At 34.2% G+C, this 18,376-nt stretch carries 17 protein-coding genes and 1 pseudogene; 14 read left to right on the plus strand and 4 right to left on the minus strand.

Features of this window, described 5'->3' with window-relative positions; translation table 11 throughout:
• Window positions 1-69: 69 nt before the first annotated feature.
• The 4 genes from fic (at window position 70) to AC4BC4_RS02770 (ending at window position 2,464) form a co-directional block, all read left to right on the plus strand.
• Entirely contained in the window at window positions 70-672 is a 603-nt protein-coding gene (gene fic / locus AC4BC4_RS02755) for a protein adenylyltransferase Fic (RefSeq protein WP_490476703.1), read from the plus strand.
• A gap of 52 nt (window positions 673-724) precedes the next feature.
• Window positions 725-1,636: an abortive infection family protein gene (locus tag AC4BC4_RS02760; RefSeq protein WP_490476704.1), complete on the plus strand. Its 912-nt coding sequence runs from the start codon at window positions 725-727 to the stop codon at window positions 1,634-1,636.
• 43 nt (window positions 1,637-1,679) lie between these two features.
• Window positions 1,680-1,946, plus strand: coding sequence for a hypothetical protein (locus tag AC4BC4_RS02765; protein ID WP_490476705.1), 267 nt, complete (start codon window positions 1,680-1,682; stop codon window positions 1,944-1,946).
• Window positions 1,947-2,293: 347 nt separating this feature from the next.
• On the plus strand, window positions 2,294-2,464 hold the full coding sequence (locus tag AC4BC4_RS02770) for a hypothetical protein (protein ID WP_438757313.1): 171 nt from the start codon (window positions 2,294-2,296) through the stop codon (window positions 2,462-2,464).
• A gap of 270 nt (window positions 2,465-2,734) precedes the next feature.
• Here AC4BC4_RS02770 and AC4BC4_RS02775 read toward each other — a convergent pair whose 3' ends face one another.
• Window positions 2,735-3,277: a hypothetical protein gene (locus AC4BC4_RS02775; RefSeq protein WP_438757311.1), complete on the minus strand. Its 543-nt coding sequence runs from the start codon at window positions 3,275-3,277 to the stop codon at window positions 2,735-2,737.
• Between the two features lie 179 nt (window positions 3,278-3,456).
• Here AC4BC4_RS02775 and AC4BC4_RS02780 point away from each other — a divergent pair.
• Window positions 3,457-4,080: pseudogene (locus AC4BC4_RS02780) on the plus strand (histidine phosphatase family protein).
• Between the two features lie 504 nt (window positions 4,081-4,584).
• Here AC4BC4_RS02780 and AC4BC4_RS02785 read toward each other — a convergent pair.
• On the minus strand, window positions 4,585-5,097 hold the full coding sequence (locus AC4BC4_RS02785) for a DUF6933 domain-containing protein (RefSeq protein ID WP_438757309.1): 513 nt from the start codon (window positions 5,095-5,097) through the stop codon (window positions 4,585-4,587).
• 236 nt (window positions 5,098-5,333) lie between these two features.
• On the opposite strand from AC4BC4_RS02785, the gene AC4BC4_RS02790 reads away from it, so the two are divergent.
• The 3 genes from AC4BC4_RS02790 (at window position 5,334) to AC4BC4_RS02800 (ending at window position 7,724) form a co-directional block, all read left to right on the plus strand.
• Complete coding sequence (locus AC4BC4_RS02790) at window positions 5,334-5,810, plus strand: hypothetical protein (RefSeq protein ID WP_490476706.1); 477 nt, start codon at window positions 5,334-5,336, stop codon at window positions 5,808-5,810.
• Window positions 5,811-6,160: 350 nt separating this feature from the next.
• Window positions 6,161-6,316, plus strand: a complete 156-nt coding sequence (locus AC4BC4_RS02795) for an LPXTG cell wall anchor domain-containing protein (protein ID WP_438757306.1) — start codon at window positions 6,161-6,163, stop codon at window positions 6,314-6,316.
• A 343-nt stretch (window positions 6,317-6,659) separates the two neighbouring features.
• A complete protein-coding gene (locus tag AC4BC4_RS02800) occupies window positions 6,660-7,724 on the plus strand; it encodes a hypothetical protein (protein WP_490476707.1) in 1,065 nt (354 codons plus the stop codon).
• A 260-nt stretch (window positions 7,725-7,984) separates the two neighbouring features.
• Here the strand turns inward: AC4BC4_RS02800 and AC4BC4_RS02805 are convergent, their stop codons facing one another.
• Window positions 7,985-8,512, minus strand: a complete 528-nt coding sequence (locus tag AC4BC4_RS02805; protein ID WP_490476708.1) for a LysM peptidoglycan-binding domain-containing protein — start codon at window positions 8,510-8,512, stop codon at window positions 7,985-7,987.
• Between the two features lie 307 nt (window positions 8,513-8,819).
• On the opposite strand from AC4BC4_RS02805, the gene AC4BC4_RS02810 reads away from it, so the two are divergent.
• From AC4BC4_RS02810 to AC4BC4_RS02825, 4 genes are all read left to right on the plus strand, one after another.
• On the plus strand, window positions 8,820-10,256 hold the full coding sequence (locus AC4BC4_RS02810) for a glycoside hydrolase family 1 protein (RefSeq protein ID WP_490476709.1): 1,437 nt from the start codon (window positions 8,820-8,822) through the stop codon (window positions 10,254-10,256).
• A gap of 196 nt (window positions 10,257-10,452) precedes the next feature.
• Window positions 10,453-11,784 (plus strand): dihydrolipoyl dehydrogenase family protein, encoded by a 1,332-nt coding sequence (locus AC4BC4_RS02815; RefSeq protein WP_490476710.1) that lies wholly within the window; start codon window positions 10,453-10,455, stop codon window positions 11,782-11,784.
• A gap of 276 nt (window positions 11,785-12,060) precedes the next feature.
• On the plus strand, window positions 12,061-13,314 hold the full coding sequence (locus tag AC4BC4_RS02820) for an MFS transporter (RefSeq protein ID WP_490476711.1): 1,254 nt from the start codon (window positions 12,061-12,063) through the stop codon (window positions 13,312-13,314).
• Between the two features lie 224 nt (window positions 13,315-13,538).
• A complete protein-coding gene (locus AC4BC4_RS02825; protein ID WP_490476712.1) occupies window positions 13,539-14,012 on the plus strand; it encodes a glutathione peroxidase in 474 nt (157 codons plus the stop codon).
• A 137-nt stretch (window positions 14,013-14,149) separates the two neighbouring features.
• On the opposite strand, the gene AC4BC4_RS02830 is transcribed toward AC4BC4_RS02825, so the two are convergent.
• Window positions 14,150-14,236: a type I toxin-antitoxin system Fst family toxin gene (locus AC4BC4_RS02830; protein ID WP_438758831.1), complete on the minus strand. Its 87-nt coding sequence runs from the start codon at window positions 14,234-14,236 to the stop codon at window positions 14,150-14,152.
• 291 nt (window positions 14,237-14,527) lie between these two features.
• Here AC4BC4_RS02830 and kdpA point away from each other — a divergent pair, with 291 nt between their 5' ends.
• Together kdpA and kdpB are read left to right on the plus strand one after the other, a co-directional pair.
• The gene (gene kdpA / locus AC4BC4_RS02835) at window positions 14,528-16,210 is read left to right on the plus strand and encodes a potassium-transporting ATPase subunit KdpA (protein ID WP_490476713.1); all 1,683 of its coding nucleotides are present in this window, start codon (window positions 14,528-14,530) and stop codon (window positions 16,208-16,210) included.
• A 19-nt stretch (window positions 16,211-16,229) separates the two neighbouring features.
• On the plus strand, window positions 16,230-18,290 hold the full coding sequence (kdpB, locus tag AC4BC4_RS02840) for a potassium-transporting ATPase subunit KdpB (RefSeq protein WP_490476714.1): 2,061 nt from the start codon (window positions 16,230-16,232) through the stop codon (window positions 18,288-18,290).
• Window positions 18,291-18,376: the final 86 nt, after the last annotated feature.

The following is an 18,376-nucleotide window of genomic DNA, read 5'->3' on the forward strand; positions in this document are numbered from 1 at the left end:
GAACGATTCTAAGGGGATTTCAATTTTAGCTGTGAATAGGTTCTGGTGGAATGTGATAGGAGGAAAACGATGTTAGAGAATAAATTAGGTATTACCGACCAAGTTGAATTGGCAAGAGTTGAAGAAAGAATAAGTAAATCAAAGGCAAAAGCATTATATGATTCTGGCGATATTGAAAAGTTAGAGGTAGGTACATTCAAAGGATTATCTGCCATTCACTACTATTTATTTGCAGATATCTATGCTTTTGCTGGTCGAGTCAGAACAGTCAATATTTCAAAAGGAAACTTTCGATTTTCTCCAGTGATGTATTTAGAAGTTTCTTTAACCCATATAGATCAGATGCCACAATCCACTCTTGATGAAATTATAGCGAAATATGTAGAGATGAATGTTGCACACCCATTTAGAGAAGGGAATGGTCGCAGTACAAGAATCTGGTTAGATTTAATACTGAAGAAAGAGCTTAAAAAGGTAGTGGATTGGAACTTGATTAATAAAGAAGATTACTTATCCGCAATGGAACGAAGTCCTGTAAATGATTTAGAGATCCGTCACTTAATTAAAGGAGCGTTAACTTCTTCAGTGAATGATCGAGAAATCTATATGAAAGGAATTGATGTCAGCTACTACTATGAAGGGTATACAGAATATAACACTGACGACTTATAGCGGATGATATTGAGTTGAATTTAACAATATAGAAAAGGGTGTGGAGTTATAAATGTTTTCTGAGCTGACTAAGCGAGATGTACTAGACATACTAGATGAAGCTTTTGAATCAGGAGAATTTTACTATCACGGGAGATTAGATGAGATAGATTTTTTAAGCAGAATTTTCAATTTAGATGCACTTCCTTCTTTTGATTCGAGATATCCAACTATGACTGGAGATATATTCCAACATACTAAAATGAATGATGATTGGGAAAGCAATTGGGTATTTTATGATCAGCGACTAAACGTCAGAGGAGATGATGCGATATTCATAAAATTTATTGAAGAAGTTTTCCACCCAGTTGTTATTGATAAAAATTCAGAGTGGAAAAAATATATTGAAGCTATTAATAAAGTTTTTACTTTTGATTCTGTTCAATTAGCTGCTACGGAGCAAATGAGTGGTAGACCAGTTTTTAAAATAATACCCCTTAAAGGTTCAAGAATTGTCAAAGAGTATGATAATCAAATAAAAGTCAAATTCAGTTCAGAATACATTGATTCGCAGGCTAGTATAATGTTAGAAAATATAGAATCAAACCCAAATGTTGCGATAGGAAAATCTAAGGAACTCTTAGAGTCGTGCGCAAAAACGATTTTAGATGAGTTAAGAGTTGATTACGATGGAAAGTTGGAAATGATGCCATTAATGAAATTAGTTTTAAAAGAACTGGGATTATCAGCAAATAGTCAAAATAAAGAAACAGAAGCTGGTAAAATTGCTTCTAAAATCTTAGGTAATTTGGCAAGTATAACACAAAATATGGCAGAATTAAGAAATTCATTTGGTGACGGTCACGGGAAAAGTAAAACTTTTGTTTCATTGCCACCAAGATATGCAAGATTAGCTGTAGGGACGGGAACAACATTTGTATATTTCTTGTGGGAAACTTATCAGGATAGAAAAGAAACGTTTTGATACTTTTAACCAAAAAAGATTAATAATGTGGAGGAAAATATGTATGTCAAAAAAACATGAATTAGGAGATTACCTTTATAAAGACGGCAACATATACAAGATCATACCTAATTGGGGTTCTTTAGATTCATTAGGTAATCTTACCTCAGTATTTCTGGAGGAGTCAACTAATCAAATGTTTACAAGCACTTACGCAATAGATAAGTATGATTTTAGTTATATTCCTGCTACAAAAGAACAAATAGAAAAAATTGATTTTATTGAACAACGGTTGTCAAATATTCTCAAAAAGGATTGTAAAGGAGAATAAAGTATGTCAATGAAAAAAATAAAAGTGATAAAGGTAATACGATTGCTATTACTTTCCTTCTATATTTACTATATGTTTAACAGTTCTGAATTTAATACTAGTCATCGTAACAGCTATATACTAGTCAATACGATGTTGTTTTTATGCGGATTGGGATTGACTCTTACTCTGCCAAAAGAATATCAGAGTGGCAATACATTTCTAAAAAGGAAATATATGTGGTTTGAAGTTGGTTTAGAAATAGTTGTCATGTTTGGTCTTTCATGGCTATTGTGTCAATTTTAATAAAAAATAGTTTTTTAATTTCAAAATTTGGATAAAACACAAAATTTCCTAAAAAGGATGGTATGAATGCAACATTTAGCAAATTCAAAACTAAGGAAAAAGCACTAGCCTATTTAGAAGCAGAAGAATACGAAATGGAAGAAGCTTTCGATTCAGATGGTTACGTTCAATACTCACAAGATTTACATACAGCTTATTTAATAAATTCAAGAAACATTGAGACAAAAGACTAAACGGGATACCCAAAAAGGATCAAAAATAAACCAAATGCATGAAATGTTAACACTTTGCTTTTTTTGTAAAAACGTCAACATGTCCAGACTCTCAAAGAAAATCAGTAGGCAGAGTAACATAAAACGAAAAGAAGTGATAGTCGATTCAAGGACTTTCTATAATAAAAGAATATGATTCAACGAAAGTAGAATCAGCTCGGAGAGTCCGGGTAAAGCTTCAGAACAACATAAAAAGGAGATAGCTGTTGAGCTTCCTCCTTCTCTATACTATTATAATTTGAAATTGATATTGCCAAAATTGGATGATTCACCAGCTGACGTATCATATATATCAGACGAATAACCGATCTTAAATTTCATAGGTACAATTGAAAGATTGGTGAGTTGGAATGTCTCCGTCCCTTTACCTTCATCGAAATCCATAGTATCTACAAACGTTAAATCTGTATATGTTTCATGGACATAGTTGTCTTTGTTGTCTAGCATATAGTCAACTGTGTAAGTGTCCTGATTAGGATGCGTGTAATAAGTTTTTAACGAATAAAAATCGTTGTTTGGATTATCTGCTTTAAACTTAAAGATCATCATTGTCGTATAAGAATTCTGGTCTAATTTATAACAAAAGGTGGGTATTTTAAATTCAATCTGTTCTCCAGGATCTAATTCAATTTCACGGATTATTTTAGATGTTCGAGGAGTTTTACCAAAAACCTCCTGTGTTAAGTTGTTTGTTTCTTCTGCAGTAACTGAACTAGCTCCTACAAACAAGCCAAAGACTGATAGACATGCAACCAAAAATAATTTCTTTTTCATATTAAACACTCCTTTAATTAGTAATTTAATCCTAACATAAAGATTCTTTAATAGCAATTTAAAAATAAATCTTCGTACTAAAAAAAAAATTAAAGTTTCAAATTAAAATAAATGATTTTAAGCTATTTTAACATTAAAATTTTTTTTCAGTAAATAAATTACTTTAAAAAAATTAAATAATGAAGCTATTAAAAGATAAGAAAATTTTTTTACTAAGACATGGGGAAACAGAGTATAACAAACTAGGTAAGTATCAAGGCATTCTCGATTCTCCACTAACAGAGGTAGGTGTAAGACAGGTAAGGGAAAATGCTATGTTGCTTAAGCGCAAGTTGGATATCGAAAAAGAATAAAATTCTATAAAATTTTATTCAAGCCCTTTAGGACGAGCAAAAGCAAGTGCTGAAATTATTAGGACTGAGTTAGGACTAACAAATGCTAATATTACATTTGATAATGACTTAGAGGAAGTAAACATAGGTTCTTGGAATGGTAAAAATGTTCAAGAGGTAAGAAACAATGAGCCCGATGTGGATGCGTTCAATTGGTACTTTTGTTCACCCGATGGAGAAAACTATACAGAAGTAATAAAAAGATGCAAAAGTTGGATTAATACTGTTGAGCAAGCAAAAGAAGAAACGATTATTGTTATGTCTCATGGCTTATTAGGGAGAGTATTGAGAGGGTGCCTAGTAGGTTTGGACTATAAAGAATCAATATATTTAGATGTTCCACAGAAAGGTTTTTTTGAAATTCATAATCATAGAATGTCCTATATTACAGATGATTTTGAAGTTCAATAAAAATCCTTTGTTTTCTCAAAAAGGATGGATCAAATAGTTAGGTGAGGATGTTTTTATGGAAAAGTTTATAAGTAAATTACTAAAATATAAATATTTCTTTTTTGGGTGGATTGTAAGTGTTCTCAGTTTGATTTTAAGTATGGGGTTTAATATTAGATGGAACTTTTTAAACTTGATATCGATGTTAGCATACTTAGTTCAATTAATTGTTATAGGTTACAACGCCATTAAGTCGGGGGAAATTAGAATAAGAGATATTCTTTACCCTGTTCTTATAGTCGGTAGTTTATATGGGTTATACATTCTTGTTAGTTATTTGACTTATAAGTTCAGTTTATAGTGTCCCAAAAAGGGTGAGAAGGAGTAGTTGACATGGAAAATTTAATTGAAGCAATTGTAAATTTTTATGATTCCGTTTTTTTTGCATTGTTTAGTAAAAAGAAAAAGTAATTTGTGTCAAAAAAGATAAAATTAAAGTTGAAGAGCCGAATAAGCTATAAAAAACTATAGCTTATCCAACTCTTTTTTTACAACATCCGTACTAAATGAATATTCAGGAGTCATACTACGGTAAGGTGTTCTAGCAAGAAATTCCATTTCAGAAGGCTGTAATTTTGAATCCAAATCAATATTTTCTGGATAAGATTTTAACAGCTGAATCATATTGTTATTGATACTAATAACAGAACGATTGAAAGCATATGAAATTTCTATTCTACCAGCTTTTAGAAAATATTTTTTTATTTGATAAGATTTATCAGTGCTGTAACCAAAAACATGTTCAATGCCTTCCTTAATATAAGTAGGAAGGTGTTGTTTGTTTTTTGCATTAATATCAGCTAGAACAATCGGAGAAAAAGATAAGTCATTAACCAATACTAAAATTTTCTTCCTATCTAAAGTGAAGTAATTAGCATGCCAAGAAAAGAAAGAACGTTCATTCGAACTTGACGTATTTGTTGATACTGAAAAATCGTTAAATAATGGTAATGCTTTCTTAGTGGGTACAATAATCATGAGTATGCTCCTTACAATATAATAATAACTATATTATAGCATACAAAAAGTGGCGTATTGATTTAAATTCAATACATGTTTTATAAGGTGAATTTATTTATGCTATTTTTTTATTTTAAAACAATCGTTTTAAAGGTAAGAAGAATTATTTTTTAACTATCATTTTGATATGTACTTATAAGGATCAGAAATGGTATAATTGAAGGAATGAATTTAAATAAAGGAGTAAACGAATGATGAAAGAAAATTTAAAGGTTGCAAAGCAAGAAATGAAGGAAAAAACGAGACCCTATCAAACGTATGGGTATTATTTAGCTATACCTATAGTCTATATAGTGATATTTGTACTGTCTTTCCTAGATGTTAATCTGAGTAACGTCGGAATGATTCTTTTTGTCTTTACTATTCTTGCAAATATTGGCGCAAGTAAACTAAAATTGATATCTAAAAGAAAGTATGTTGCACCAATACTAATTTATGTAGTCAATGCTTTAGGAATAGTATTTTTAGTTCCAATATTTGTAGAAATTGCCAGTGGTGGAACAGGAGATGCTACTTTAGGGCCAATTGGCTTGATTGTCTTCCCAATTGAAATTATAGCAATTATTTTCTTTTTTATTACTGCAAACGACATAAAAAAAGCCTATCCTATGATGGCACAAGATTCAAAAGATGCACGTGAAGCGTATTTAACTTTGAAAAAGAATAGATAAATTAAAGTTAAGACTATGAATCTGAATCCAAAAACTACTATTCAGATTTGAATAGCTTCTAAAGTAAAAAATTTGAGTGGTCCACAAAGTTATGCTAGATAAGAGTTTAGGGTAGAGATTTTTCTCTATCCTATTTTATTACTTAAAAATGCTCGTTCATAAAATATCTAAGACAAATAATATGCTGAATCCTATTTACTTAACCAGATGACCGTTAAAAATAGTTGCTCAGTAGATTCTTTTATCAATTATTTTTAATATTTTAGATAAAAATGAGAATATATAGATATGTTATTGTGATAAAATTAAGTTTCTTATAGTTCTTAGGATAAGGTAGGTGGGAATTAAGAATGAAAAATTATATTCTTTTATTAACAGTAGGGGTTCTGTTGGCTTCGAATGCTCCTAGAGATGAAACAGGAGAGCAAAGCAATAGTCTTTTATTTACTTTAGGCATGTTAGTACATTCAAGTTTATTTATTTTCACACGTAAAAAAAATATCTAAAATAATAGTATCGTGTCTAATTCAGCAATGGATATCTATAATTACTAATTAAATGAATTCTGTTCATTGCAATACTAGCACATAATTTAATTATTTGAACTGTATAAAAATAAGTTTTTTGTTTATTCAAAAAAATTAATAGAACGAGGCTAGAACATCACTCTACGAGTCACCCTAGCCTTAAGGAATCCGAATAACCGGTGGGAGTAAAAGCAACGCCTTCGGGCATAGGTTGACATTCACAAAAAATTAAAGAACAATTTTCGTGAATTCTCTCTTATTTCTCGAAGTTAAATGCTTCTGTCCCAACCTCTAGTAAATAAAAAACAAGAAGGAGAAACAAATGAACAAAAAGATAATCCCTCTACTACTAACATTATTCTTAGTTAGCGCATGTAAACCGGATGAACCTAGGAATAAAAACAATGCAGCATCTACAGAAAAATCGGAAGCACCTATAGAAGCTTCGACAGCTTCGACAGGTGCGACTGCTGTGACAGCTAATTCATCAAAAGAAAGTGATGCTCCAGTAGAGACTGTTTTAGGAGAATTTTCTAAAAATAATCATACTTATTCTTTTGATGTTGTAACTGGTGCAACGAATGGTGCGTATGAGGGAACAGCTTATACTGGAAAAGAAAAACAAGAAAAAATGTATTGGTCAGGCCGACCAGAACTTGGCGAAATTATCGGCGATTATTATCATGAAGAATATGAATTTGATGGTGGATATGTCGCTAGTTTGGATGTAGTAAAGAAAGATGATCAATTGATTGCCATTGAGTTTGATGAAAAAGGACCAGACAATTATTATTCTGCTGATTGGGCAGGTGAAACAAAAAGATTATCAGGGTACGCAGATTTTCAAGCAGCAAACAATCGAACAGATATTACGTTAGTAACCATTGTTAATGCGATGACTTTTCTTGAACATCAAATGTTGGAACAAAATTCTTTAACAGGAGATTTTTATTCTGTTAGAGGGTCGTCTAACAGCGTTAGAAATGGATACATTCCTGCTGCAAACAAACTATCAGAGAGAATAGCAAATGAGTCAAAGGAAAAATATTACGGATTGACGAAGGAATTGGGCGAAGGATTATATGGACGTTTAATTATTATTAAAGAGAAGAACACAAATAAAATAATAGACGCCAAATATGACGAGTATTTCGCAGACACACCAGAAGAAATCAACGATGCCGACTTAAAACAATACTCTCGTCAAAGTAAATACCAATCACGTACGTATTCTGAAGAAAGTAATCAAAATTTCAAAAAGCTAGCGGATGAATTGCAAAAAGAAATTCTTAACAAACAAACTCTAAAAATCGATACAACAGATAGTTCACTACAAAAAAATTATTCTCAATTTATTGATGATATGAATAAAATGCTTACAAAATAGATTGAGCTCTTTAAAAATTGAAGACTAATAGAAATAAAACAGAGAAAGGGTGAGTTTCTACCTACTTTTTCTGTTTTATTTAGATTCATAGTAGCGATTAAAAACAATTAGAAATCTTTTTGAGTGATCTGAATAAAACTTTAATAAATAATAGATCTACAACTCATATTTGTTTTTATTCTATTTGTATGAGGCGTTTAATACCTCATATAGATTTTTGTTGTAACATTTAGATAAAACTATGTAGGGGAAATAGTGATCTACTGCAATGATAATACTTGTCCAATATAAACAGTTGAATCAGTTAAACTATTTTTTGTCATTAAATCTTGAAGAGACAGGTTGTTTTTCTCAGCAATCGCAGACAGTGTATCGCCAGACTGAACGGTATAAGTAGTTGCTGCATGGGCCGTTGTAGGTTCTGTAGCATCCTCATTATTCTCTGATGAAGGAGTTGTTTGTACTGCTTGTTTAGAACTTTCTATAGTCGAACTGGTATCGTTTGAGCTACTTATTTTAGTAGAACTTTCACTAATAGAATCATTTTGTTTTGTGCTATCTGTTGAAGTTGCACTATTGTTAGCCTCTTTTTCTTTATCAAGTAAACTGACTTGCTTTTCGATATTCTCCAATCGTGTTTCTTGTTTAGAAGTTGCTTGGACATTTAAAAATAACAACAGAGCTAATACAAAGGTGTTTATTATTAATAATAAAATAACGATTAAGGTTGTTTTGTTTGATGCTGATGTTGGACGTTGTTGTTTTCGACGTGAGTATTCTTCTTCCAAAAAATCTCGCTCCTTTCATACTAAATTTATAATAAAAACACTATACTATAAGGTGATATTAGTATAGCACAATGTTAGACAACACTCAAAGAGGAAAATAAAAATTGGCTGTACTATCAATTTTTTATTTTGAGAAAAAGAAAATAAAAAAACATGTGAATTAAAAAGTAATTCTATTTATGAACAAATAATTTTTTAACATGTTTTGAGTAATTGTTTTTTAAAACAATTATATAGATAAATAGTAGTACAAATCTTTTTTTTAAGCTTATAATAGAGAAAGATAATAAAAATGGAGGTAAATAGGATGGAGCATAAACAATTAGATCAATTTCCAGAAAATTTTTTATGGGGCAGCGCATCAGCTGCCTATCAAGTTGAAGGGGCTTGGAATGAAGAGGGGAAAGGGGTTTCTGTCTGGGATGAATTTGTCCGAATTCCCGGCAAGACATTCAAAGGAACGAATGGCGATGTAGCAGTTGATCATTATCACCGTTATAAAGAAGACGTTGCTTTAATGAAAGAACAAGGATTGAAAGCGTACCGTTTTTCAATAGCGTGGACGCGCATTTTTCCTAATGGTCGTGGTGAGATCAATCAGGCGGGCTTACAATTTTATATTGATTTAGTGGATGAACTCATCAAGAATCAAATTGAACCGTTAGTAACGCTTTATCATTGGGACTTACCTCAAGCACTTCAAGACGAGTATCAGGGATGGGAATCGCGAAAAATTGTTGAAGATTTTACAAATTATGCACAAGTACTATTTGAAGCATTCCGAGGGAAAGTGAAATACTGGATCAGCTTGAATGAACAAAATATCTTTATCAGTCATGGCTACTTGATGGCATCTCATCCGCCAGCTGTGAGCGATCCTAAACGAATGTACCAAGCGAATCACTATGCTAACCTTGCCAATGCATCGGTCATAAAAAAATTTCATGAACTAAATATGCCAGGCTCTATTGGACCAAGTTTTGCATACGGTCCTAATTACTCACTTAATAGTGATCCCAAAAATATTTTAGCAGCGGAAGATTCAGAGGATTTAAATGCTCATTTTTGGATGGATGTTTATTTATTCGGAAAATACCCGATTTCAGCGTTAAAAATGCTAAAAGAACAAGGGTTAGCCCCGACCATGGAGGATGGTGACGAAGAACTTTTAGCAGCAGGCAAACCTGATTTTCTTGGAATCAATTATTATCAAACCAATACAGTTGTTTTTAATCCACTAGATGGTGTCGGCTTAGGAAAAATGAATACGACAGGAGAAAAAGGTTCATCAGAAGAATCTGGACTTCCTGGAGTCTTTAAACGTGTAGAAAATCCCTTTGTTGAACGGACAAATTGGGATTGGGAAATTGATCCAGAAGGGCTGCGTATCGGTCTTAGAAGAATTACCAGTCGTTATCGAATTCCTGTCTTGATTACAGAAAACGGACTTGGAGAGTATGATAAAATAACGAAGGATAACGAAATTCACGATGATTATCGTATCAACTATTTAAATGATCATGTTCATGCAATCAGAGAAGCAATAACGGATGGTGTTCAGGTATTAGGCTATTGTACATGGTCGTATACCGATTTACTTAGTTGGTTGAATGGGTATCAAAAACGTTATGGATTTGTTTATGTTGATCAAGATGAAAATCAAGATGGCAGTCTAAAACGTTATAAAAAGGATAGTTTCTACTGGTACCAAAAAGTCATTCAGGAAAATGGACGCAATGTGTAAAATTTTGATTCAAAATAAATATATGTAGAAAACTAAAAAATCGTTTAATGGTCTGGATTGTTGACATTAAGCGATTTTTTTAGGTCCTATCATATGCACTTTTTCTAAACGCTTGCTATAATAAACCCGTATTGTTTATATGAAACTAATTATTTATAGAACTTGAATAAGTTAAAAAATGAAGGAGGATATCCCAATGGAAAGATTCGATGTGATCATTATTGGCAGTGGTCCAGGTGGAATGGCTGCGGCGTATGATTTAGTGGCAGAAGGAAAAAAAGTTGCTGTGGTAGAAGCTGATTTGTGGGGAGGAACATGTCCCAACCGAGGTTGTGATCCTAAAAAAGTTCTTTATGGTGCTGTTGAAGCTAGAGACAACGTGGTGCAACTAAAAAATAAAGGCTTTGATGCGCGACCTGAAATCAATTGGCGTGATTTAATGGCGTTCAAAGAAACCTTTACTCAGCCTGTACCGATTGAACAAAAATCGGGATTAATAAGTTCAGGGATTCAAACAATCACAGGATTTGCCTCTTTCAAAGACAAGCATACGATCACCGTAGAAAATAAAGAGTATCGATCGGATGCATTTATCATAGCTACCGGACAACGACCAGCTATTTTAGATATTCCTGGAAAAGAAAATTTTGATACGAGTACTGATTTTTTAAATATGAAAGAGTTACCTAAAAAAATTGCTTTTGTCGGCGGTGGTTATATTTCTCTTGAACTTGCCAATATTGCTGCAAGTTGTGGGAGTGAAGTTCATTTACTCCATCATAATGATCGGCCTTTAAAAGGGTTTGATGAAGCGCTGACTAAAGAGTTGATTGAAAATCTTTCACTTCGAGGGATTCATTTTCATTTTAACGAATCGGCTGAAGGTCTTACTAAAAAAAGTGAGCAAATTGAAATTACTTTAACAAGTCAAGGAACGTTATTCGTTGATCGTGTCTTTTGTGCAACGGGTCGTATTCCGAATGTTGAGGGCTTAGATTTGGAAAAAATTGGAGTCGATTATACGCATAAAGGAATCAGAGTAAATGAGTTTTTGCAAACCGCGGTCGAATCAATCTACGCATTAGGTGATTGCCTAGAAAAAAATGAGCCTAAATTAACACCAGTTTCCAGTTTTGAAGGTCGATACTTGGCTAAAATCCTTAGCGGAAAAACAGAAGAAACCATTAAATATCCGGCCTTACCGACTATTATTTTTAGTTCACCTAAACTGGCACAAGTTGGTTTAACAGAGCTTGTCACTTTGGAAAATGGAAGCTATCAGGTTGAAGCGTTAGATTTATCTCAATGGTTTACTTATAAGCATCTTAATGAGCCTCTAGTAAAAGCCAAGATCGTTACAGAAAAAGAAACAGGATTATTAGTTGGAGCAACAGTCTTAGGCAATAAAGCAGACCAGTTGATCAATTTGTTTACTCTGATGGTCAACCAAAAATTACCAGCTGATAAAGTGAACGAAATGATTATGCTTTATCCAACAGTCTCAAGTGATTTGAGTTATCTTTACTAAAAACAAGAGGCCAGGACATATCTCGCAGAGTGATGTCCTAGCCTCTTGTTTAATTATTTATACGACAAAAAATTAACAGTTGACTTGTAGTTAAGTGTGAGCAATAATAGGATAATTAATTAACCAGTAAAGCAATGTAAATACAAAAAAATAATTGATAAATAGAATTTATCGATGACATGAAAATAAAGCATTAGATATTATGGACGTTTCTTCTTAAACTATAGATAGTGAAAAGATGAGCAAAGTCAATTTTAAATAGCTAGGAGAATGGCAATGGAGACAACGAAAAAAAACTACACCCCTTTGATCGGTTCTTTATATACGAATTTTATATTTCAAGGTATGGCGGCAATTATTTTATCTCAAAATCTTAATGCTTTGATGGATAGTTGGCAAGCAACTGTCCAGCAAGTGACATTGGTTATTAGTGGTATTGGTTTAGGACGCGTGCTGATTTTATATTTTGCTGGGTATTCTTCAGATAAATTTGGACGTAAGAAAACAGTACAGTTGGGAATTATTAGTTACTTGATCTTTTTCCTAGGAATTTTAATCAGTCAAAATTATTTACAAGGGCTCTTTTTCGCTTTGTTTGCAGGATTTAGTAATGCTTTTTTAGATACAAGTACCTATCCTACATTGATGGAAGCTTATCCTGACGAAAAAGATAATAGTTCTCTTAGTGTTTTGAATAAAGCGTTTATTTCTTTAGGGCAATTTATTTTACCTTTGCTAACACGTTTTATGTTGAATCATGGAATCTACTTTGGCCTTGTTTTTATCGGTTGCGCTTTAGGCTTATTTCTTAATCTGCTCTACATTTCGAAACTTGGGTTTCCAGAAAGAGCAGAGATACAAGAAGATGCACCACAAGTTAAAGAAGAAATGACGAAGAAAAGAAAGCAACCACTATTTAAAGTTGAAGGGCTGGCATTGTTGGTTTTCAGTTTTACGTGTGTATCGACGTTCAATATTTTTATTTTGTGGGTTCCCTCTTTTGCAGAGTCATTGCATCTTATGAATCACTCCAATAGTTTGGTGTTGGTCAGTGCTTATAGTATCGGTTCATTTGCATCAGTATTTTTAACGTCATTGATCGTAAAACGGGGTGTTGCACCGACATTGTTACTTATTTGGTGTACGTTGATTTCATTATTTTTACTGATTGGAATGACATTATTTCCAAGTGTGCCGATGTTTTTGATTGGCTCGATCGGTATCGGTGTTTTTGCAGCAGGTGGAATCTGGCAATTGGGATTAGCAGTACTGTTAGAGTTATTTTCAAAAGGGAAAGGGCGGATAACCAGTTACTATTCGATTGCAACGTCGGTGTCTGTAATGATTATACCGTATATTACAGGCCAACTAGAAAAAATCGATGTTTCACTGATTTTTGGATTGAATATCATGTTGACCGCGCTTGGTGTTATTGCGGCAGTAATCATTCGTTACCGATATAAAAAAATAATGAATGAATGGCACGCAATCGATACAGAAGTAGCTGAGCTAAAAGGAATCGTTGAATAAAAAAAGGTTAGTTAAAATTAGATCCAGGTAGAAGTTGAGACAGAAGCGTTTATTCGAATTCCTTAAGGCTAGAATATAGCTCGTAGAGTTATGTCCTAGCCTTTATCTTTTATTTAGGAAAAAAATTTTTTCAATCTATGCCTAGTAAAGTTTATTTTCTTGACGAAAAACGCTCAACTAGCTACTATTTAATTAAGACAGATAACTGGAGAGGAAGTAGTAAAATGAGTATTTATGATTATCAAGTAAAAACGACAAATGATGAAACCGTTTCATTAGAAAAGTATCGAGGAAAAGTACTCCTGATCGTAAATACAGCGACAGGTTGCGGTTTTACACCTCAGTATGAAGGATTAGAAGCCTTATATAAAAAGTATCGTGAACAAGGCTTAGAAATTTTAGACTTTCCTTGTAATCAATTTGGACATCAAGCGCCTGGAACCAATCAAGAAATCAGTGATTTTTGTCAGTTGACGTATCAAACGACGTTTCAGACGTTCGGGAAAATCGATGTGAATGGGGAAAATGCTGATCCGTTGTATGATTTTTTGAAAGGTGAAAAAGGCGGACTTTTAGGGGGCGCGATCAAATGGAACTTTACTAAGTTTTTAGTCGATCGTGATGGTAATGTAGTAAAACGTTTTGCGCCCACTGTTGAGCCAGAAAAAATTGCTGGGGATATTGAGAAATTTTTGTAAGAAATAATTTTTTTGTTCTTGATATCAATAATCATCTCATGGTATAATGAATTTGCTATGCAAGAACATAAAGAGTAAGCCCCTGGAGAATGGTACTCTCCAGGGGCTTTTTTTGGCTAATGTCGCCATATCTACTGTTACTTCTTATATTTTTTATTCAGCCAATACTCAAATAACGAGACTAAAATTCCAACAAGAAGCGGACAGATTAACGCTACGAACATAAAGAGGACACCTCCATCCAGTCGCAAGACTGTAAGATAGGCGACAAAGTAAAATACGCAAAGTTAAGAGTGAATATTTTTTTGCGGATGTTTTAAATTGGAATGAAAGCCCTTACTAGTGTAAAGATGGTATAAAGACCTAATACAAACTTTAACACTATCTTTATATGAAATTTGATATCCTAAATCCATCAAGTGAAGGAGAGGAATTTCGATGACGATTATTACTGGAATTATCGCAGGAACACTGCTTATTTATCTATTTTACCAACTATTTTGGGGGGATCAACAGTGAGTGCAATTATTATCCAACAAGCTATTTTTTTCATCGTCTTACTCGGTTTAGCCGTTCCGCTCGGTTTTTATATCCATAAAGTGATGACTAATCAAAAAACGTTTATGACAAAAATCGTTAGCCCAATCGAAACGAAGATCTATCAATTTTTAGGAGCATCAGCGCAAAAAGAGATGACTGCTAAACAGTATGCCTTGAGCATTTTATTTTTTAGTTTCTTTTCGTTCATTCTTTTGATGGCAATGCTTTTAGGGCAAGGATTTCTACCATTGAATCCAGAAAAACTTCCTGGGACTAGCTTTTCATTAGCCTTTAACACAGCAGCAAGTTTTGTTACTAATACAAACTGGCAAGCCTATGCTGGAGAAGATATGCTATCGATCTTTACACAAGCCTTTGGACTAACCGTGCAAAACTTTGTTTCAGCAGCTGTCGGGATTGCGGTATTGTTTGTTTTACTTCGTGGATTCACAAATCGGACAACAAAACAAATCGGCAATTTTTGGCAAGATTTAACGAAAATTATTCTCTATATTTTATTACCGATTTCTTTTGTCGTTTCCTTATTATTGATTTCTCAAGGCGTGGTTCAAACATTCGCCAGTTCAGTTGAAACAACTAGTTTGGAATTAGGACAAAAAATCTTTTTGCCATTGGGAACAGTGGCCAGTCAAGTCGCAATCAAACAATTAGGTACAAATGGCGGTGGCTATTTTGGCGCAAACTCTGCACATCCGTTTGAAAATCCTAATTTGATCAGTAACTTTATCGAAAATAGTGCAATCCTCTTAATTCCAGCAGCCTTGATCGTGGCCTTTGGTCTATTTGTGAAAAATTGGAAACAAGGCAGAACGATCATGATCGTGTCACTTGGCTTTTTAATCGCAGCATTGATCGGTGTAACGTTAAGTGAATATTACGGACCACAGTTCAATCATGTGATCGGTCAAATGAACATGGAAGGAAAAGAAACGCGATTTGGTATTGGTTGGTCCAGTCTTTGGGCTGTTAGTACGACTGCTGCTTCTAATGGTTCCATCAATGCAATGCTTGATAGCTTTACACCACTCGGCGGATTGATCCCAATGTTCTTGATGCAGTTGGGCGAAATCATCTTTGGCGGTGCAGGTAGTGGTCTTTACGGAATGATCGTTTTCATCTTACTAGCTATTTTTATTGCTGGTTTGCTAGTCGGAAGAACACCAGAATATTTAGGTAAAAAAATTGAACCTTTCGATATGAAAATGGCCTGTCTAGTCATCTTAACACCGCTGCTATTGACTTTGATCGGCACAATGTTGTTCATTTTGAATCCTCAAGCCATGTCTTGGTTGACCAATCAAGGACCGCACGGATTTTCTGAAATTCTCTATGCTTTTTCTTCATTAGCAAATAACAACGGAAGTGCTTTTGCAGGATTAACTACGGACACGACATTCTTGAATATACTGGGCGGAATCATCATGATTCTTTCTCGCTTTATTCCGATGTTAGCTGTGATTTACCTTGCTTCCAATTTAGGGAAAAAGAAAATCGTAGCAACTGGATCTGGAACACTTTCAACGACAAATGCAACATTTGTAACGATGCTGATCATTGTGATTTTAGTGATTGGCGCGTTAAGCTTCTTGCCATCTATGGCATTAGGACCAATCGCAGAACACTTTATGACAAAATAAAGTAAAGAAGGGGAACAAAGTGAAAAATACACAAAATAAATATGCTGTTTATATAGATGCGTTCAACTCATCCTTTAAAAAACTTGCACCAATGATTCAACTAAAAAATCCAGTCATGTTAGTGGTTTATCTAGGAGCGATTTTAACAACGATTCTTTATTTTCTAACATTTGTAGGTTACACAGATGCAGAACCGTTCTTTATTTTAGCAATCGCGGTCATTTTGTGGGTAACGATTTTATTCGCTAACTTTGCCGAAGCCATTGCCGAAGGTCGTGGGAAAGCGCAAGCAGAAAGCTTAAAACAAGCGAAGAAAGATGTTGTCGCGCACAAGGTAGCTTCAATAGAAGAAGCAAATATAAAAAAATTCACGGAAATAAAATCATCAGAATTAAAAAAAGGGGATCTTGTTTATGTAGCAGCTAATGAACAAATTCCAATGGACGGGGATGTAATCGACGGTGCGGCTTCGGTGGACGAAAGTGCCATCACAGGAGAATCTGCACCAGTGATTCGGGAATCTGGTGGTGACCGTAGTGCTGTAACTGGCGGAACAACGGTTGTTTCTGACTATCTAGTCATCCAAGTGACTGCTGAAAATGGGGAATCTTTCTTAGATAAAATGATTTCCATGGTAGAAGGAACGGAACGGAAAAAAACACCAAATGAAATTGGGTTACAAATTATTTTGATTATGCTAACAATCATTTTCTTAGTTGTTTCAGCAACTTTATTGCCTTTTACCAAATTTTCAAGTGAACTTGTCGGTAACGGCTCTGCATTAGCTTTAACAACGATTATTGCATTATTAGTTTGTCTAGCACCAACGACGATCGGCGCATTAGTTTCTTCTATCGGGATAGCTGGAATGAGTCGTTTAAACAAAGAAAACGTGATTGCAATGAGTGGACGCGCAATTGAAGCTGCTGGTGATGTAGATATTTTGTTATTAGACAAAACAGGAACGATCACGTTAGGCAATCGCCGAGCAAGTGAATTTATCCCGGTTGTAGGTATAAGCGAATATGACTTAGCAGATGCTGCTCAACTCTCTTCTTTAGCAGATGAAACAGCAGAAGGTCGTAGTATCGTTATTTTGGCTAAAGAAAAATTTGATATCCGCGGCCGTGAATTAAATCATATGGAAGTCGAATTTATCGAATTTACCGCAAAAACTCGAATGAGTGGCATCAATTACCAAGGAGACGAAATTCGCAAAGGCGCAGCCGACACGATGAAAAAATATGTGGAGGAAATGGGAAATCTTTATCCGGAAGAATGTGATACGATCGTTCAACGTGTTGCCAATGAAGGGGGAACACCACTCGTTGTCGTCAAAAACAATCAAGTATTCGGTGTGATTTACTTAAAAGATATCGTCAAAAATGGCGTGAAAGAAAAATTTGAAGATATGCGTAAAATGGGCATCAAAACGATCATGATCACAGGAGATAATCCGATGACCGCAGCCGCAATTGCTGCTGAAGCGGGCGTTGATGATTTCTTGGCAGAAGCAACGCCAGAAAATAAAATGAGCTTGATTCGTGACTATCAAGAAAAAGGACACTTAGTTGCAATGACAGGTGATGGGACAAATGATGCTCCAGCATTAGCACAAGCAGATGTTGCTGTAGCAATGAATACTGGCACACAAGCAGCGAAAGAAGCAGGAAATATGATCGATTTAGATTCTAGCCCAACCAAATTGATCAGTATCGTCAAAATAGGGAAACAATTATTGATGACCCGCGGCGCTTTGACGACATTTAGTATCGCCAATGATATTGCCAAATATTTTGCGATCATTCCAGTCTTGTTTTTCAGTATCTATCCAGCATTAGATGCGTTGAACATCATGAAGCTAACTAGCCCAACTACTGCGATTTTATCTGCGATCATCTATAATGCTGTTATCATCGTAGCATTGATTCCGTTGGCGTTAAAAGGTGTTTCGTACAAAGAAAAACCAGCTAGCAAAATCTTGAGCCACAATTTACTTGTCTATGGATTAGGCGGTGTTATAGCACCTTTTATCGCCATCAAGTTGATCGATATTATTTTGACTTTTGTGCTGTATTAAGCTTGTACTTTGGCACACAGTGAATAGAATGAACGGTGTGCCAAAGTACAAGCTGTAGCGAAGCGGAACAGTGTTACCATATTATA

This window comes from Enterococcus sp. AMC1086 (genome assembly GCF_058216575.1).

Coding starts and splice junctions, on each gene's coding strand:
- fic (WP_490476703.1), top strand. CDS start 70: ATGTTAGAGAATAAATTAGGTATTACCGACCAAGTTGAATTGGCAAGA.
- AC4BC4_RS02760 (WP_490476704.1), top strand. CDS start 725: ATGTTTTCTGAGCTGACTAAGCGAGATGTACTAGACATACTAGATGAA.
- AC4BC4_RS02765 (WP_490476705.1), top strand. CDS start 1,680: ATGTCAAAAAAACATGAATTAGGAGATTACCTTTATAAAGACGGCAAC.
- AC4BC4_RS02770 (WP_438757313.1), top strand. CDS start 2,294: ATGAATGCAACATTTAGCAAATTCAAAACTAAGGAAAAAGCACTAGCC.
- AC4BC4_RS02775 (WP_438757311.1), bottom strand. CDS start 3,277: ATGAAAAAGAAATTATTTTTGGTTGCATGTCTATCAGTCTTTGGCTTG.
- AC4BC4_RS02785 (WP_438757309.1), bottom strand. CDS start 5,097: ATGATTATTGTACCCACTAAGAAAGCATTACCATTATTTAACGATTTT.
- AC4BC4_RS02790 (WP_490476706.1), top strand. CDS start 5,334: ATGAAAGAAAATTTAAAGGTTGCAAAGCAAGAAATGAAGGAAAAAACG.
- AC4BC4_RS02795 (WP_438757306.1), top strand. CDS start 6,161: ATGAAAAATTATATTCTTTTATTAACAGTAGGGGTTCTGTTGGCTTCG.
- AC4BC4_RS02800 (WP_490476707.1), top strand. CDS start 6,660: ATGAACAAAAAGATAATCCCTCTACTACTAACATTATTCTTAGTTAGC.
- AC4BC4_RS02810 (WP_490476709.1), top strand. CDS start 8,820: ATGGAGCATAAACAATTAGATCAATTTCCAGAAAATTTTTTATGGGGC.
- AC4BC4_RS02815 (WP_490476710.1), top strand. CDS start 10,453: ATGGAAAGATTCGATGTGATCATTATTGGCAGTGGTCCAGGTGGAATG.
- AC4BC4_RS02820 (WP_490476711.1), top strand. CDS start 12,061: ATGGAGACAACGAAAAAAAACTACACCCCTTTGATCGGTTCTTTATAT.
- AC4BC4_RS02825 (WP_490476712.1), top strand. CDS start 13,539: ATGAGTATTTATGATTATCAAGTAAAAACGACAAATGATGAAACCGTT.
- AC4BC4_RS02830 (WP_438758831.1), bottom strand. CDS start 14,236: ATGTTCGTAGCGTTAATCTGTCCGCTTCTTGTTGGAATTTTAGTCTCG.